At 51.3% G+C, this 16,348-nt stretch carries 13 protein-coding genes and 3 tRNA genes; 5 read left to right on the forward strand and 11 right to left on the reverse strand.

What is annotated here, in order from left to right; all coding sequences use genetic code 11:
* Positions 1-7 precede the first annotated feature (7 nt).
* Entirely contained in the window at positions 8-805 is a 798-nt protein-coding gene (locus tag KQJ19_RS06240) for a metal-dependent hydrolase (RefSeq protein ID WP_016156196.1), read from the forward strand.
* Between the two features lie 293 nt (positions 806-1,098).
* A complete protein-coding gene (gene ptsG / locus KQJ19_RS06245; RefSeq protein ID WP_016152655.1) occupies positions 1,099-2,532 on the forward strand; it encodes a PTS glucose transporter subunit IIBC in 1,434 nt (477 codons plus the stop codon).
* Positions 2,533-2,587: 55 nt separating this feature from the next.
* Here ptsG and KQJ19_RS06250 read toward each other — a convergent pair whose 3' ends face one another.
* From KQJ19_RS06250 to KQJ19_RS06270, 5 genes are all read right to left on the reverse strand, one after another.
* Positions 2,588-4,366, reverse strand: coding sequence for an aminopeptidase P family protein (locus KQJ19_RS06250; RefSeq protein ID WP_103766140.1), 1,779 nt, complete (start codon positions 4,364-4,366; stop codon positions 2,588-2,590).
* A gap of 15 nt (positions 4,367-4,381) precedes the next feature.
* Positions 4,382-5,836: an AMP nucleosidase gene (locus KQJ19_RS06255; protein ID WP_016152657.1), complete on the reverse strand. Its 1,455-nt coding sequence runs from the start codon at positions 5,834-5,836 to the stop codon at positions 4,382-4,384.
* 118 nt (positions 5,837-5,954) lie between these two features.
* Positions 5,955-7,271 (reverse strand): shikimate transporter, encoded by a 1,317-nt coding sequence (gene shiA / locus KQJ19_RS06260; RefSeq protein ID WP_216403433.1) that lies wholly within the window; start codon positions 7,269-7,271, stop codon positions 5,955-5,957.
* Positions 7,272-7,484: 213 nt separating this feature from the next.
* A tRNA-Asn gene (locus KQJ19_RS06265) sits at positions 7,485-7,560 on the reverse strand.
* A gap of 113 nt (positions 7,561-7,673) precedes the next feature.
* Positions 7,674-7,826, reverse strand: coding sequence for a hypothetical protein (locus tag KQJ19_RS06270; RefSeq protein ID WP_162835199.1), 153 nt, complete (start codon positions 7,824-7,826; stop codon positions 7,674-7,676).
* Between the two features lie 59 nt (positions 7,827-7,885).
* Here KQJ19_RS06270 and nac point away from each other — a divergent pair, with 59 nt between their 5' ends.
* Positions 7,886-8,803, forward strand: coding sequence for a nitrogen assimilation transcriptional regulator NAC (nac, locus tag KQJ19_RS06275; RefSeq protein WP_016156200.1), 918 nt, complete (start codon positions 7,886-7,888; stop codon positions 8,801-8,803).
* Positions 8,804-8,904: 101 nt separating this feature from the next.
* Positions 8,905-9,855, forward strand: coding sequence for an HTH-type transcriptional regulator Cbl (gene cbl / locus KQJ19_RS06280; protein WP_016152661.1), 951 nt, complete (start codon positions 8,905-8,907; stop codon positions 9,853-9,855).
* A gap of 42 nt (positions 9,856-9,897) precedes the next feature.
* Here the strand turns inward: cbl and KQJ19_RS06285 are convergent.
* Positions 9,898-9,973: transfer RNA gene (locus tag KQJ19_RS06285), tRNA-Asn, on the reverse strand.
* 99 nt (positions 9,974-10,072) lie between these two features.
* Positions 10,073-11,560, reverse strand: coding sequence for an EmmdR/YeeO family multidrug/toxin efflux MATE transporter (locus tag KQJ19_RS06290; protein ID WP_346011565.1), 1,488 nt, complete (start codon positions 11,558-11,560; stop codon positions 10,073-10,075).
* A 160-nt stretch (positions 11,561-11,720) separates the two neighbouring features.
* On the opposite strand from KQJ19_RS06290, the gene KQJ19_RS06295 reads away from it, so the two are divergent.
* Positions 11,721-11,796, forward strand: a tRNA-Asn gene (locus KQJ19_RS06295).
* A gap of 98 nt (positions 11,797-11,894) precedes the next feature.
* On the opposite strand, the gene KQJ19_RS06300 is transcribed toward KQJ19_RS06295, so the two are convergent.
* From KQJ19_RS06300 to KQJ19_RS06315, 4 genes are all read right to left on the reverse strand, one after another.
* Positions 11,895-13,043, reverse strand: a complete 1,149-nt coding sequence (locus tag KQJ19_RS06300) for an MFS transporter (protein ID WP_181635718.1) — start codon at positions 13,041-13,043, stop codon at positions 11,895-11,897.
* 17 nt (positions 13,044-13,060) lie between these two features.
* Positions 13,061-13,780, reverse strand: coding sequence for an HAD family phosphatase (locus KQJ19_RS06305; protein WP_216403435.1), 720 nt, complete (start codon positions 13,778-13,780; stop codon positions 13,061-13,063).
* Between the two features lie 22 nt (positions 13,781-13,802).
* Positions 13,803-16,136, reverse strand: coding sequence for a carbamoyltransferase HypF (hypF, locus tag KQJ19_RS06310; RefSeq protein WP_216403436.1), 2,334 nt, complete (start codon positions 16,134-16,136; stop codon positions 13,803-13,805).
* On the reverse strand, positions 16,111-16,348 hold a 238-nt coding region (locus tag KQJ19_RS06315), incomplete at its 5' end, for an AIR synthase-related protein (RefSeq protein ID WP_253296315.1). The genes hypF and KQJ19_RS06315, both read right to left, overlap by 26 nt.

Below are 16,348 nucleotides of genomic sequence, written 5' to 3' on the forward strand. Positions count from 1 at the left end.
AGACATTATGTTTTTAGTCGACTCACACTGCCATCTTGATGGCCTGGATTATCAATCTCTGCATAAGGACGTGGATGACGTGCTGGCGAAAGCAGCCGCACGCGATGTGAAATTCTGTCTTGCCGTCGCGACCACTCTGCCAGGATACCGCAGTATGCGCGAACTGGTCGGTGAACGTGACAATGTGGTGTTCTCCTGCGGCGTGCATCCGTTAAATCAGGATGAAGCCTATGATGTTGAAGACCTGCGCCGTTTTGCCGCCGAAGAGGGTGTTGTGGCAATGGGGGAAACCGGGCTGGACTATTTCTATACGCCGGAAACAAAGGTGCGCCAGCAGGAATCTTTTATCCATCATATTCAGATTGGCCGTGAGTTACAAAAGCCAGTTATCGTACATACCCGCGATGCGCGAGCCGATACGCTGTCTATTCTGCGCGAAGAAAAAGTGACGGATTGTGGTGGCGTACTACACTGTTTTACAGAGGACAGAGAAACGGCGGGCAAATTGCTGGACCTCGGATTTTATATCTCGTTTTCCGGCATCGTCACGTTCCGTAACGCAGATCAGCTCCGTGATGCCGCCCGCTATGTTCCTCTGGATAGGTTGCTGGTTGAGACGGATTCTCCCTACCTTGCGCCTGTACCGCATCGTGGAAAAGAGAACCAGCCCGCCATGACCCGTGACGTTGCGGAGTATATGGCCGTAGTGAAAGGTGTTGCCGTTGAAGAACTGGCGCAGGCAACCACTGATAACTTTGCCCGCCTTTTTCACATCGACGCTTCTCGCCTGCAATCCGTTCGTTAACTGACTTTTTTTAAAGCTCGTAATTAATAAGCAAAGCGAGTAAAGTTCACCGCCTCAAAATGGGCGGTGAATAACCGGTTTGACACATTCAGAAACGAATTTTATCGGAATGTGCGGATTTTACGGCCATCCACGACTGAATTGTGATAGCCGTCAAACAAAAACAAACTGAATTATTTTACTCTGTGTAATAAATAAAGGGTACTTAGATGCCCTGTACACGGCGAGGTTCTCCCCCCTCGCTAATGCGTGAGAACGTAGAAAAGCACAAATACTCAGGAGCACTCTCAATTATGTTTAAGAATGCATTTGCTAACCTGCAAAAGGTCGGTAAATCGCTGATGCTGCCGGTATCCGTACTCCCGATTGCAGGTATCCTGCTGGGTGTCGGTTCCGCTAACTTCAGCTGGCTGCCAGCCGTTGTATCGCACGTAATGGCAGAAGCAGGCGGTTCTGTTTTTGCAAACATGCCGCTGATTTTTGCCATCGGTGTCGCGTTAGGCTTCACCAATAACGACGGCGTATCTGCACTGGCATCCGTTGTTGCCTACGGCATTATGGTTAAGACCATGGCTGTTGTTGCGCCGCTGGTTCTGCATTTACCTGCTGAAGAGATCGCAGCTAAACACCTTGCTGATACGGGTGTTCTCGGGGGGATTATCTCCGGTGCGATTGCAGCGTATATGTTCAACCGTTTCTACCGTATCAAATTGCCTGAGTATCTTGGCTTCTTTGCGGGTAAGCGCTTCGTTCCTATCATTTCTGGTCTGGCCGCTATCTTCACCGGTGTGGTTCTGTCCTTCATTTGGCCGCCGATCGGGACTGCTATTCAGACGTTTTCCCAGTGGGCTGCATACCAGAACCCGGTCGTGGCGTTCGGTATCTATGGCTTCATTGAACGCTGCCTGGTGCCGTTTGGTCTGCACCATATCTGGAACGTTCCATTCCAGATGCAGATCGGTGAATACACCAACGCTGCGGGCCAGGTATTCCACGGCGATATCCCTCGCTATATGGCGGGTGACCCGACTGCGGGCAAACTGTCTGGTGGCTTCCTGTTCAAAATGTACGGTCTGCCGGCTGCCGCTATCGCTATCTGGCACTCTGCTAAACCAGAAAACCGCGCGAAAGTGGGCGGTATCATGATCTCCGCGGCGCTGACCTCGTTCCTGACCGGTATTACCGAACCGATCGAGTTCTCGTTCATGTTCGTGGCACCGATCCTGTACATCATCCACGCAATTCTGGCTGGTCTGGCATTCCCGATCTGTATCCTGCTGGGTATGCGTGACGGTACGTCGTTCTCCCACGGTTTGATCGACTTTATCGTTCTGTCCGGTAACAGCAGCAAACTGTGGCTGTTCCCGATTGTCGGTATCGGTTATGCGATTGTTTACTACACCATCTTCCGTGTGCTGATCAAAGCGCTGGACCTGAAAACTCCGGGTCGTGAAGATGCTACCGAAGACACCAAAGCGGGTGCGTCCGGCGAAATGGCTCCGGCCCTGGTTGCGGCATTCGGCGGTAAAGAAAACATCACTAACCTCGATGCGTGCATCACTCGTCTGCGTGTCAGCGTCGCTGACGTTGCCAAAGTGGATCAGGCTGGCCTGAAGAAACTGGGTGCGGCGGGCGTTGTAGTGGCGGGTTCCGGTGTTCAGGCTATCTTCGGTACTAAGTCCGATAACCTGAAAACTGAAATGGATGAGTACATCCGTCACAGCTAAGCAGTAAAAGGTTGGGGAGAATTAAGGCAGCCTGCGGGCTGCCTTTTTTAATGCATTAATTGGCCTGAACGCGAATCGGCGCAGTGGCGGCGAACAACCACGGACGAGCCTCTGCGTTCACGCGTGGGGATAACGTCTCTCTGACCTGCTGGTGGTAATCATCAATCCACTGCTTTTCAGCCTCACTTAGCAGATGCAGTTCAACCAGACTTAAATCAATCGGCACCAGCGTCAGCGTTGAGAAGCGACAGAAGCCAGGACGACTGTTGATAATCTCCACCTGATTCTCAATACGGATCCCATATTCTCCGGCCAGATAATAACCCGGCTCGATGGTAATGATATTGCCCGCAACCAGAGGCCAGGGGTTTACTTTTTTGGCAATGCGATGGGGCTGCTCATGGATCAGGAGCTGATGGCCTACGCCGTGTCCCGTACCGTGATCAAAATCCAGACCCAGATCCCACAGCGCCCGACGGCTAAAGGCATCCAGTTGATGACCCTGAGTGCCGCTGGGAAATTGCAGCGAGATAAGCGACAAAAAGCCTTTCAACACAGCGGTGTAATGCAGACGACGCTGCGGATCCTGTGGACCAAACGCGAGGGTGCGCGTTGTATCCGTCGTACCATTATGGTACTGGCCACCGGAATCATTCAGATACATGGCCTGAGAGGTAATGGGCGTATTGGTTTTTTCGCTGGAATGGTAATGGCACATTGCGGCATTGCTGGCTGAGGCCGAAATCGTGTTGAAGCTTTGCTCGATAAATCCCGGCTGCTGCTGGCGAAATTCCAGTTGCCTGGCCTGCGCTTCCAGCTCAGTGACCGGATTGCCTGCCGCTTCGCGCAAGGGAACTTCATGCGTAAGCCATGCCAGAAAGTTAACCCAGGCCGCGCCATCTTGTTCATGGCATTCCCGATAGCCCGCCAGTTCAACGTCATTCTTGTGCGCTTTCATCAAGGTGATGGGATCGGGTGCCCATAAGACTTCGCCACCGTGTTCTACAATGGCAAAACGCAGCGCGACCGGGGCGTAGTCTTTATCGACCAAAAAGCGTTTCCCTTTGGCTAACTGCTGGCAGCGGGCAAGAAAACTCTCTTGTGGGGCCAGCGTGAGCGTATTCAACAGTGCAGCAGGGAGCTGCTGGGTTTTGTTGCTATCAACAAACCATTCCAGCTCGCCGCTGCGATGGAGCAGGGCGAACGAAAACGGCACTGGCACCATTGGCAGATCGGAACCGCGCACATTCAGCAGCCAGGCAATGTTATCCGGCAACGTGATCGCCAGAACGTCGGCCTGTTGTTGCGTGAGCAGATCCACGACGCGGGTTCGTTTTTGTGTGCTGCTTTCCCCGCTGATTTCAATGGGCATTTCACGAATGATGCCGCAGGGTGCAGCCGGGCGGTCAAGCCATACCTGGTCGAAAGGATCTTGCTCAAGAGGCACCAGCTCGCAATGGGTCGCCGACAGTGCTTCAAACTGGCTGTTGACCATCAGCAACGGTTCAAAACCGATACGCGCGCCCGCAGCAACGTGAGACTGCAAATAGTCGGCCAGCGGTTCGTCATGTAAATGGTGAATTTCAAAATCATCCAGCGAGACTTCATTGCGCACCTGGACCTGATAGCGTCCATCGACAAACATTAATGCGCGGTCGCGCAGGACCAACGCGAGACCAGCGGAGCCGCTAAAACCGGTCAGCCAGGCCAGCTTATTGTCATGCGGTGTACAATCTTCGCTTTGGTGAGCGTCGGCGCGCGGAACAATCATGCCATCCAGCCCTTGCGCTAACAGCAGGTTGCGCAGAGCGGAAAGAGGAGTTGAGTTGTGCATAGTTACCTTCAGGCCTTAACGGAACGGCGGTTCGTTGAACGTACGTAATTTACGGGAGTGCAGTCGATCGCCTTCAGCACGCAGACGATCGATTGCCCGGATACCTATTTGCAGGTGCTCGGAAATGGCACCTTCATAAAAACGGTTGGCCTGACCAGGCAGTTTGATCTCGCCGTGCAGCGGTTTATCGGAAACGCACAGCAGCGTGCCGTAAGGGACGCGGAAGCGGTAGCCCTGGGCGGCGATAGTGGCGCTTTCCATATCAATAGCCACCGCGCGACTGAGGTTAAAACGCAGCGCAGAAGCGGAATAGCGTAACTCCCAGTTGCGATCGTCGGTGGTGACGACGGTACCGGTACGCAGGCGCTGTTTCACCTCTTCGCCGGGCATGCCGCTGACTTCTTTGGTGGCGTCATACAGTGCGCGTTGTACTTCCGCAATGCTCGGAATCGGAATATCCGGCGGTAGTACGGCATCCAGCACATGGTCGTCACGCAGATAAGCGTGGGCCAGAACATAGTCGCCAATCGCCTGGCTTTCGCGCAGGCCGCCACAGTGTCCAATCATCAGCCAGACGTCAGGGCGCAGGACGGCCAGATGATCGCAAATGGTTTTGGCGTTAGACGGGCCAACGCCGATATTGACCAGCGTGATCCCCTGACCGTCGGCGGTGATTAGATGCCAGGCGGGCATCTGATGTTTCTTCCAGGCGAGATCGGAGATGGCCTCTTCCGGAGCTTCCGTTTCAGCGGTGATCCAGATCCCGCCCGCGCATGACAGCGCGATATAGGGGCTGTTCGGATCGAGGATCTGGCTGCAACCCCAGCGCACGAACTCATCGACATAGCGGGTGTAGTTGGTGAACAGCACAAATGGCTGGAAATGTTCAACCGGCGTTCCCGTGTAGTGACGCAGTCGTGCGAGCGAAAAATCTACTCGTCGGGCGTCGAAGTGCGACAGCGGGGAGAATTCCGCCGGATGATAGGTACCATCGGCTGTTTCATCGCCAATTTGTGACAACTCGGTAGTGGGGAAATGGCGCGTTAATCCGGCGCTCATCGAGCGGTCGAGCGTCAGTTCAGAACCGTCGATCACATAGGGATAAGGGATTTCATGCTGCGACGGTTCGACGGAGATATGCGCATCATAATCCTGATACAGCAGCGTGAGTTGTTCTTCAAGATAGGGACGAAAAAGCGACGGACGGGTGATCGTAGTGGTATAGCTGCCCGCATGGGTAAAACGGCCATAAGCGCGGGTTTTCGGAGGATTGGTGGCGCTGCCATCCCAGGTGACACAAAGCGATGGGTAAACAAAAAGACCATTATGGCGGGCGATTATGTCAGGGAGCGTCCCTGTTTCAATGTACTTACCAATGGCGCTACGCAGTGCTTTAACCGACTGCTCGTACAGCGCGTCCAGTTTATCCAGTGCCTGAGTTGGGGTCAGGCTGGAGCCCTTATTGTTCATGTCTGTCTCCTTGTTCCACAGATGTACTGCTCTCCCGATAGTATGTCACAGGAATATGAAACAAAAGTCAGACGTTGAGGAAGATTGTGCGAAGGCCGAATGACCTTCGCATCAGGGCTTAACTGTGCTGCTTATCCCGCATCAGCAATGCAGTGGCGGCGGAAATAAGACACCCGGCCATCAGATAAATGACCACGCTGTGCCAGTCTCCTCCAGAGAATGTCACCAGTGCCGCAGCAATGAAGGGGGTAAAACCACCGCCAACCACACTTGCCACCTGATAGCCAACGCCTGCGCCGCTGTAGCGATAACTTGCGCCAAACAAACCGGTAAACATAGGCTGCTGTACGCAGACCACCATATCGTGCGCAATATTGGCCAACATAATCGCGAAGAACACGATCCAGAAAATAGACTGTGCTTCCAGCGCCATAAAGAACGGGAAGGCGCTCAGCGTACCGACCAGTGCACCGGTAATGTACACGCGCCGTCGACCAAAGCGGTCGGCAAGCCAGGCAAAGCAGGGGATGGTCAGACAGCTCAGTCCCCCCACTAACAAACCGATATTCAGAAACAGCTCGCGGGGTAAGCCCAGGTTCTGCGTAGAATAATTAAGGGCAAACGCGGTGACGATATACATCGTCAGCAGTTCACATAAGCGCAAGCCGATAATTTTTAAGAATGCGCCCGGATGACGGATTAACGCCTCGACCACCGGTAACCGCTTTTTCTCTGGTTGCGCTGTCTGTTGCTGCTGTTCGAATTCGGCTGATTCATCCATTCTGTTACGCATCCACAACGCGCCCAAAACCAGTACGATGCTGAACAGGAACGGAATACGCCAGCCCCAGCTCAGGAACTGCTCGTCGGTGGTTTGCGAGCTAATCAGTGAGACCAGACCGGTAGAAAGCAGCAGTCCGACGCCGTAACCGACCTGAACGCCACTGCTGTAGAAGGCTTTTTTATTTTTCGGCGCGCTTTCGACCGAGAGCAACGCCGCGCCGCCCCATTCACCACCAACGGCGAATCCCTGAATGGCGCGCAGCGTCACCAGCAGCACAGGGGCCCACCAGCCAATAGTGTCAAAAGAAGGAATAATCCCTATCAGCGCTGTGGCAATCCCCATCATCCAGACGGTGAGCATCAGCATGCGTTTACGGCCAAGGCGATCGCCAAAGTGGCCGAAGATAACCCCGCCTAACGGACGGAACAAAAATCCGACGCCAAAGGTGGCAAATGCGGCAAGTGTTCCCATTGCCGGGCTAACCTGCGGGAAGAACTCGCGATTAAAGACCAGTGCGGCGGTGATGCCATAAAGCAGAAAATCATACCAATCGACCACGGCGCCAGCGAAGCTACCAAGCGCAGCGCGTCGGGCACGATGAAGCGAAGAGACGTCCTCTTGGGGACCCGCGGAGGTGAGAGTGGAATCCATAGTTATCCTGTCTGTACTGTCTTTTAGTTATTAGTATTTGAATTGGGCTACACACATTGCAGTCGATATATTAACGACCGTTATGAGATTACCGCGACAGACGGGAAGAGAAAACGATTATCTCCCTCACCAGAGGGCTACATGAAAAATAAGACGAATGAAAAACAGAAAAGCAAAAAGCCTGCTTAGTTTCCTAAGCAGGCTTTTTAAATTTGGCTCCTCTGACTGGACTCGAACCAGTGACATACGGATTAACAGTCCGCCGTTCTACCGACTGAACTACAGAGGAATCGTTTGAACGAGGCGCATATTAGCGAGGGCGATGAGGCTTGTCAAAGGGGGAAATACATTTGTGCGTTCGTTTGCTGACAAAATCAGCAAAGCGGCGATCTTTCCGTCTTTTTATGCTTTTGCCCCATTCTGGTGCGCGTCTACCTCTTCCAGGGCAGCCAGAATGAGAGATTCAGGTGTGCAAAAAGTCCATTCTTCACCTTTGAGCCTGACTTTACGCGGTTTTAACCGTAAAACACGGCTGCTGGCTAAACTGGCAAGCATCTTGCAATCCAGAATTAATGACTGCCAGCACGGGTTCTGGTATTCCGACAGGAGGCAAAATGAACTTCAGACGACTGAAATATTTCGTGAAAATCGTCGATATTGGTAGCCTGACCCAGGCAGCGGAAGTGTTGCATATCGCGCAACCCGCGCTGAGCCAGCAGGTTGCTACGCTGGAAGGCGAACTGGATCAGCAACTGCTGATTCGCACCAAACGCGGCGTTACACCGACGGAAGCGGGAAAAGTGTTGTATGCCCATGCGCGGACGATTTTACGCCAGTGCGAGCAGGCGCAACTTGCGGTCAATAACGTAGGTCAGACCCTGGGGGGACAGGTCTCTATTGGCCTGGCGCCGGGGACGGCGGCGTCAGCCATCACTATGCCGTTATTACAGACAGTACGAGCAGAGCTGCCCGATGTGCTGGTCTATTTGCATGAAAACAGTGGGGCGGTGCTGAATGACAAGCTGCTCAGCGGGCATTTAGACATGGCGGTGCTCTACGAGCGCTCTCCCGTGGCGGGTATCAGCAGTCAACCGTTGCTTAAAGAGGATCTGTATCTGGTCGGGACGCGTGATTGCCCGGGGCAAAGCGTCGATTTAGCCGCGGTGGCGCAGATGAATCTGTTTTTGCCACGGGATTACAGCGCAGTTCGCCTGCGTGTAGATGAAGCTTTTTCGCTTCGTCGCCTGACGGCCAAAGTGATTGGCGAAATTGAATCTATCGCCACCTTAACGGCTGCCATCGCCAGTGGGATGGGCGTCACAGTGTTGCCTGAGTCGGCGGCCCGTTCATTATGTAATGCCGCGAACGGCTGGATGGCGCGGATAACAACCCCGTCGATGAATCTGCCGTTATCGCTGAACGTCTCAGCCAGAGGGAGCTTATCGCCGCAGGCACAGGCCGTGAAGGAGATCCTGTTGTCGCTGGTAAGCCGTCCGGCACTGGAAAACCGCGAGCTACAGCTGGTCAGCTAAACCTTATTCCCTTCAGGAATAAGATGCGGGTTTTTATTATTTGTTATGCCGGGCATCAGACTTTAACAATAGCGTAATGTCTGATGTGCCCGGAGCAAAAAGTGAATTTCCAGCAACTTAAAATAATCCGCGAGGCGGCCCGTCAGGATTACAACCTGACGGAAGTCGCGAATATACTGTACACCTCGCAGTCGGGAGTCAGCCGACATATTCGTGAACTTGAAGATGAACTTGGCATTGAGATTTTTATCCGTCGCGGTAAACGCCTGCTGGGCATGACCGAACCGGGCAAAGCCTTGCTGGTTATTGCCGAGCGTATTCTGAATGAGGCCAGCAACGTTCGCAGACTGGCGGATCTGTTTACCAATGACACGTCCGGTGTACTGACGATTGCCACCACGCATACACAGGCACGCTATAGCCTGCCCGCGGTGATTAAAGCCTTTCGTGAGCTCTTCCCTGAGGTGCGTCTGGAACTGATCCAGGGTACTCCGCAGGAGATTGACGTACTGTTGCAAAACGGTGGGGCAGACATTGGGATTGCCAGCGAGCGACTTAGCAGCGATCCGCTGTTGGTAGCTTTTCCCTGGTTCCGTTGGCACCACAGCCTGCTTGTTCCTCACGATCATCCCTTGGTGAAAACGTCTCCTCTCACACTGGAATCTATCGCCCACTGGCCATTAATTACGTATCGTCAGGGGATTACGGGGCGTTCCCGTATCGATGAGGCATTTGCCCGTAAAGGGTTAGTGCCGGATATTATCCTCAGCGCCCAGGACTCGGATGTAATTAAAACTTATGTGTCGCTGGGGCTGGGAATCGGGCTGGTGGCAGAACAATCCAGTGGAGAGCAGGAGGAGGGGAGCTTAACCCGTCTGGATACCCGGCACTTATTTGATGCAAATACCGTCTGGTTGGGCCTGAAACGCGGGCAACTGCAGCGCAACTACGTTTGGCGATTCATTGAGCTATGCAACGCAGGGTTATCCGTCGATGAAATCAAGCGCCAGGCGATGGAGCCAGATGAAGCCGTGATTGATTATCAGATATAAAGCAAAAAGCCTGCTTAGTTTCCTAAGCAGGCTTCTTAAATATGGCTCCTCTGACTGGACTCGAACCAGTGACATACGGATTAACAGTCCGCCGTTCTACCGACTGAACTACAGAGGAATCGTGTGAACGAGGCGAATATTAGCGATGCCACTCAGCGTTGTCAAAGCCTGAATAGATAAATGCGATCGTTTGCTGAAATATTCCCCATTTCGCCGCTTATTCAGACGCAACCGGTTGTTTTATGCACTTTTCACGCTCGGGACGAGGGTATTTCCATAACCAGCGGCCTGTAACCATACGCCAGTAAAATAACGCGGCGCGCAAGGCCCAGTCGAAGAACATCCCTAACCAAACGCCGACTACACCCCATCCTAATACGATTCCCAACGTGTAACCCGCCACAACGCGACAGCCCCACATGCCCAACATCGATACCCACATCGCAAAACGCACATCACGTGCGCCCTTAAACCCTGATGGTAGCACCCAGGATGCTGCCCATATCGGCATAAACGCTGCGTTGAGCCAAATTAGGATGACTATGACCTCTTTTACATCCTGATCGTGGGTATAAAATGAGGCCATAACGCCGGCAAAGGGGGCGGTTAGCCAGGCGATGGCGGTTAAGCCGATTGTTGAGAGCCAGAATATATGGCGTAACTGGATTTCCGCTTGGGCAATCTGACCATTTCCCAGACGCCTGCCGGTAATGATTGTCGACGCGGAGCCTAAAGCATTCCCCGGCAGGTTGATGAGCGCGGCGATAGAAAAGGCAATGAAGTTTCCGGCAATTACGCTGGTTCCCATGCCGGAGACAAACATCTGTGTTAACAGTTTACCGCCATTAAATAGCACTGACTCAATACTTGCCGGAATACCGATCCCCATAACTTCCCAGATAATGGCGAGATTGAGCGGCTTAAAATAGCTTTTGAAGGGAATACGCAGCGCCGGATTAAAACCAATCATCAGCACCCAGATAATGGCGAACGCACCGATGTAGCGTGAAATGGTCAGCCCGAGTCCTGCCCCCACAAATCCCAGCCCTTGCCAGGAAAAGACCCCGTAGATCAGGATGCTGCTGATGATGATATTTAGGATATTCATACCGCCATTAATCAACAGCGGAATTTTGGTATTTCCGGCTCCGCGGAGTGCGCCGCTACCGATCAAAGCAATGGCTGCCGCCGGGTAGCTGAGCACCGTTAGTTCCAGATAGGTGAGTGCCAAGGCCTTAACATCGGGGGTTGCTTCACCGGCGACAACGTCAATAATCTGTTCACCAAAATAGTGAATGACCGCTGCCAGCACGGTAGCAAAAATCGTCATGATCACCAGCGATTGTCTGGCTGCTGCCCTTGCCCGTCGACGATCTCGTTTTCCCAGGCTAAATGCTACCACCACCGTGGTTCCCAGATCGATGGCGGCAAAAAACGCCATGATGACCATGTTGAAACTGTCGGCGAGACCAACGCCAGCCATTGCTTCTTTTCCCAACCAGCTAACAAGGAAGGTACTCAGTACGCCCATCAACAGCACACAGGTGTTTTCCAGAAAAATGGGGACCGCAAGCGGAGTGATTTCGCGCCAAAAGAGAACCTTATAACTCTTGCGTTTGGCATACCAGGGCGTGCGGGAAGCGACCTGGCGTAAGGCAGCGGAGACGTTCAAAGTGGACCTTAAAGAAGAAAGTTGAAACCTCATTTCAAATGATGAGGGAGAAACCAAAAAGCTGCAAAGTTTTTTCCATTTAAAATGTCTGGAAATGCAACAAACTGTCGAGAGAAGCATCAATTGAAACTTATTCGGGGAAATGGGGTTTGACAAAATTTTTTTCGCCGCTAAGATAAGCCTCCACAACGATTCCTCTGTAGTTCAGTCGGTAGAACGGCGGACTGTTAATCCGTATGTCACTGGTTCGAGTCCAGTCAGAGGAGCCATATTTAAGAAGCCCGCTTAAGGAAACTTAAGCGGGCTTTTTGTTTTCAATGCGTTAGGCGACATCAGGCTTGCTAATGGCTTTCCCATCCAGCTTGCCTCAAGTTTCGCAGGGTTTTACCCGAACGAGAGGGGCAAGCAGCATAATCACGCCCATCATGGCGGCCATCCCTATATATACGACAGGAAATCCCGTCAGTTCAGCGACCAGACCAACAGGAGCAGGTGCCAGCAACGTGCCCAGATAACCAATGGTGGTAACGATACCCATTCCTGCATTGGTTGAGATATCAGGCTGGTTTCCGGCCGCGGAAAAAGCAATCGGTACCAGATTGGCGATACCGATACCAGCAATAGCAAAACCAACGGTAGCCTGCCAAGGGTTATTTGCCGCTGCCGCTGCCAGCAGTCCGATTCCAGCCACCAGACTGGATGTGCGCATTACAAAAATGGCATCGAAACGATTGCGAATGAAATCCCCCAAAAAGCGAAAAATCGCCATGGTTCCCGCGAAGCAGGCAAAAGCAAGACTTGCCGTTTCCGTAGTTGCATTAAGGTTTTTCAGTAAATAACGTGACGACCAGTCAACGACCGCACATTCCGGGATCATGGCCAGCAGGGCAATAACACCGATAACGTAGATGGTGCTCGAATGATGAGGCTGTTTTTCTTTAATTGAACGTTTAATTTTTATCGATTTATCTTTGATGACATGTGGGCATACCGACAATGTTATCGCTAAGGAAAACGTGCCAATCAAAAAAAGGTGCGTGAGAAAACCGAACTGCTTAACCAGATACCCCCCAATCAGGCCTGAAGTGAAAAGCCCTATGCTCCAAAAACAGTGGCATGAAGATAACACTGTGCGTGATAAGGCTTTCTCGACGGCAACTGCATTCGAATTCATCGCAACGTTCATTGCCCCGATCATGGCACCAAGAAAAAAGAGTATCGGTGTTAACAGGTAGATATCAGGTGCGAGTCCCACGGGAATAAGAGCAGGCGAGGCTGCGATGGAAAAAATACGCACGATGCGTTGTGAGCCATATTTTTCCATCGCCATGCCGGATAGCGGCATCATAAATAATGCACCCAGACCGAAAATAAGTATCAAATGGCCTATTACTTTATCAGTAATGTGAAAACGTGAAACCAGTTGGGCAATTTGCACAGCCCAGGCACCGGTAACTAATCCATTAACAAAAAATAATGTTGTAACAGCCCAGCGTCCTTTTTGCGCGATTTCCATTGATGGCCCTTTTAACTCTACTTTGTTTCTTGAGATGCGTCTTTTTTATCGATCATCAAAACATGCCCTGGGCAAAATGAAATCGCGATGTTTCCATCCAGTCGTGATATGACTTCAACACCGGTAAAGTCCGAAATAGTAAGCCGAGCTCCGCAGGAAATCAGTTCAGCGCTACCGATCCCGACGCAAAAAGCTCCAGCTGCAACAGCAGACGTGACGCCACTTTTGGAATCTTCAAAGACGATTGTTTTCTCCGCGGGAATAGAAAAACGCTCGGCTGCAAGAAGATAAGGGTCTGGGAAAGGTTTCCCTCGGGCGACGTCATCGCGCTCAACAATCACAGAAATGCAGGACTGAATCTGAAGCATAGCCGTCACACGGTCGATTTTCTCACGCCAGCCGCTGGTTACAATGCCAACCTGAATACCTGAAGCATCCAGTACGGTAATAAGTTCTGCGACTCCCGGGATAGGATTATAAGACGCAGTATTTTCAACATGAATAATATGAGCCTGAACCTTTTGCTGATCAACGAGCGGTAGGTCACTGAAGAGCGCCCGAATAGTATGCGGACCAGGCTGTCCGTGAATATGCTTAATAATTTCTTGTTCCGATATTGTTTTACCATACATTGCAGCCGCTTCATGCCAGGCTCTTTCAATCACTTCATTTGAATCAATAAGCACACCGTCCATATCAAATAATACGGCAGCAGCTTTCAGGATGGCATTACACATATTCTATTTCCTTATTATTAAGTTAATTCGTTTGGCTTAGGCTGGATGCAACGACAATTTGCCCTAAAGAGATGCCACCATCATTAGTGGGGACGAGTTGATGGCAGTAAACTTTAAGTCCGGCCGCTTGCAGTCTGTCAAGGGCATTGTAGAGAAGGAACGCATTACAAAAGACACCTCCACTCAGTACAACTTGCCGTGTCATGGCAAGGGCAGATAAACGGGTAGAGACTGCGGTAATAATCTCTACGATAGTTGAATGAAAGCGCCTGCTTAATTCAGGTAAATCGAGGGAGTGTACTGTTAATGCTGTAATCATCTCATGAACCATCGGGCGATAATCCACCTCGAGATGGTCTTCTGACTCGATAATCGAGAAAGAAAAAGGTTGCGACATATGAAGATCGCTCTGCAATAATGCTTCCAATTCAATGGCGGCCTGTGCTTCATATTCAATATGTGTACAAATGCCCATTAATGCGGAAATGCCATCGAAAAGTCGGCCGATACTGCTGGTCACTGGTGTATTGATCCTTCGGTAAGTCATTTTGGCGAAAACGTCCCTCTGGACAGCCGACAATGTTTGTAGGCCAGGAATAGAAAGCTCAGGAATATATTCCCCGTAGATTTCCGTTAATAACGAAATAGCAATCCGAATGGGTTCTTTAACCGCGCTATCACCGCCTGGTAGGCCGATATAACGAAGGTGTGCTGCACGTTTAACGCTTCTGGTATCCCCTACAAGAAATTCGCCACCCCAGATAGTGCCATCAACGCCGTAGCCCGTACCGTCGAACACAACGCCAATAGTTTTTCCACTGAGTCCGTTTTCAGCCATGCACGATGCCATGTGTGCATGATGATGCTGCACCTGAATAACCCGCAGTTGCGATTGTTCCAGTGCACGACGCGTCGAGCGAAACGCTGGATGGAGATCGCAAGCCACAACCTTCGGCTCAATATTAAGAAGCTTTTGCAGATGATTAACGCACGTAAGGTGTGATGTAAACGTGAGATCATTTTTGAGATCGCCAATGTGCTGGCTCATAAACACCTCATTACCCTTCGCTATACTCACAGTTGTTTTTAGTTCTGCGCCAAGAGCGATGATCGGATCAACCCGGGAAGTAAGGTGTACAGGATAGGGGGCATAACCTCGTGAGCGCCGAAGGAATGAAAGGTTATTACCATGGGTCATGACACGGACAACGGAATCATCGACACGAGTATGAATGTCACGATCGTTAAGAATAAAATAGTCTGCGATTTCACCCAACTGCACAATAGCACTCGTATTATCAAATACGATTGGATGGCCTGAGAGATTACCACTGGTCATCACCAGGGCTGGCATTGTGGTATCTTCTAGCATTAAATACTGAAGTGGTGTGGATGGGAGCATGACACCAATATTGGGGTTATGCGGTGCGATGATTTCCGGCAGTGTATTTTTACGTTTACGCAGTAATACGATTGGGCGCTCAACACTTTCCAGAATTTTTTTTTCATGCGCGCTGACACGGGCTATGCGAGCTGCCTGATTTGAATCCCTTACCATAATAGCAAAAGCTTTGGCATCTCTGTGCTTGCGCTTTCGCAGTTGCGAAACGGCATTTTCATTATTCGCATCAACAACCAGATGAAAACCACCAAGGCTTTTCATCGCAATAATCGCGCCCTCTTGTAGCCTTGCTAGGGCAAATTTGACGATATCGTTTGTGATTATCGTTTCGCCGTTGCAAGACCTTAGGTCCAGTTTTGGTCCGCATTCTGGACAAGCATTGGGCTGCGCGTGATAACGGCGATTATTGATGTCATCATACTCACGCTGACAGGCAGGACACATTGCAAAGGCTTGCATTGTTGTTTGTGAACGATCATAAGGCATTGCCTGGATAATTGAGTATCGTGGCCCGCAGTTGGTGCAATTAATAAAAGCGTACCGATACCTCGGGTTTAGCGGGTCAGACATTTCATTAAGGCAATCCTGACAGACGTTTGAATCTGGTGGGATAATAGTATCCATCCGCGCCAACTGACGGCTTTTACGGATACTAAATTCTGCGTATTGTTGAACCGAATTTTCTCGTGGTACTTCCACAATACTATTGATGCGGGTCATTGGTGGCGGTTTAGATACTAGCTCATCAATGAGTTGCGCGATATGTCTGGACGTGGCCTGTAGCTCCAGCAATACGCCTTCGGAATCATTAAGTACCCAGCCTGTGGCTTCGAAGGTGCGAGCCAGTCGATGGACTAAAGGACGAAATCCTACCCCCTGGACGATACCGCAAATGCGGTAACGCCGGGTTTCCACTGCGTCGCATTGCTTAGCAGAGTCGTGGCAATTCTGCACCGTAGAGCTCCTCTATAGTCGATACGGTTCCATCCTGTTCAAGCATGCTGACTTTGGCTTGAGGGATTGTTAATACCTCGCCAATAATCGCGGCCTTTTGGCCAAGCGGGTGCGCTTGTAAGAGTTTGAGCACTTCTTCTGCACTATCCGATTCTACAAACAAGCAAAGGCATCCCTCGTTAGCAAGATTGATGACATCGACGCCCAGCATA

This window comes from Citrobacter sp. S46_ASV_140 (genome assembly GCF_018919545.1).
Classification (GTDB): Bacteria; Pseudomonadota; Gammaproteobacteria; order Enterobacterales; family Enterobacteriaceae; genus Citrobacter; species Citrobacter braakii.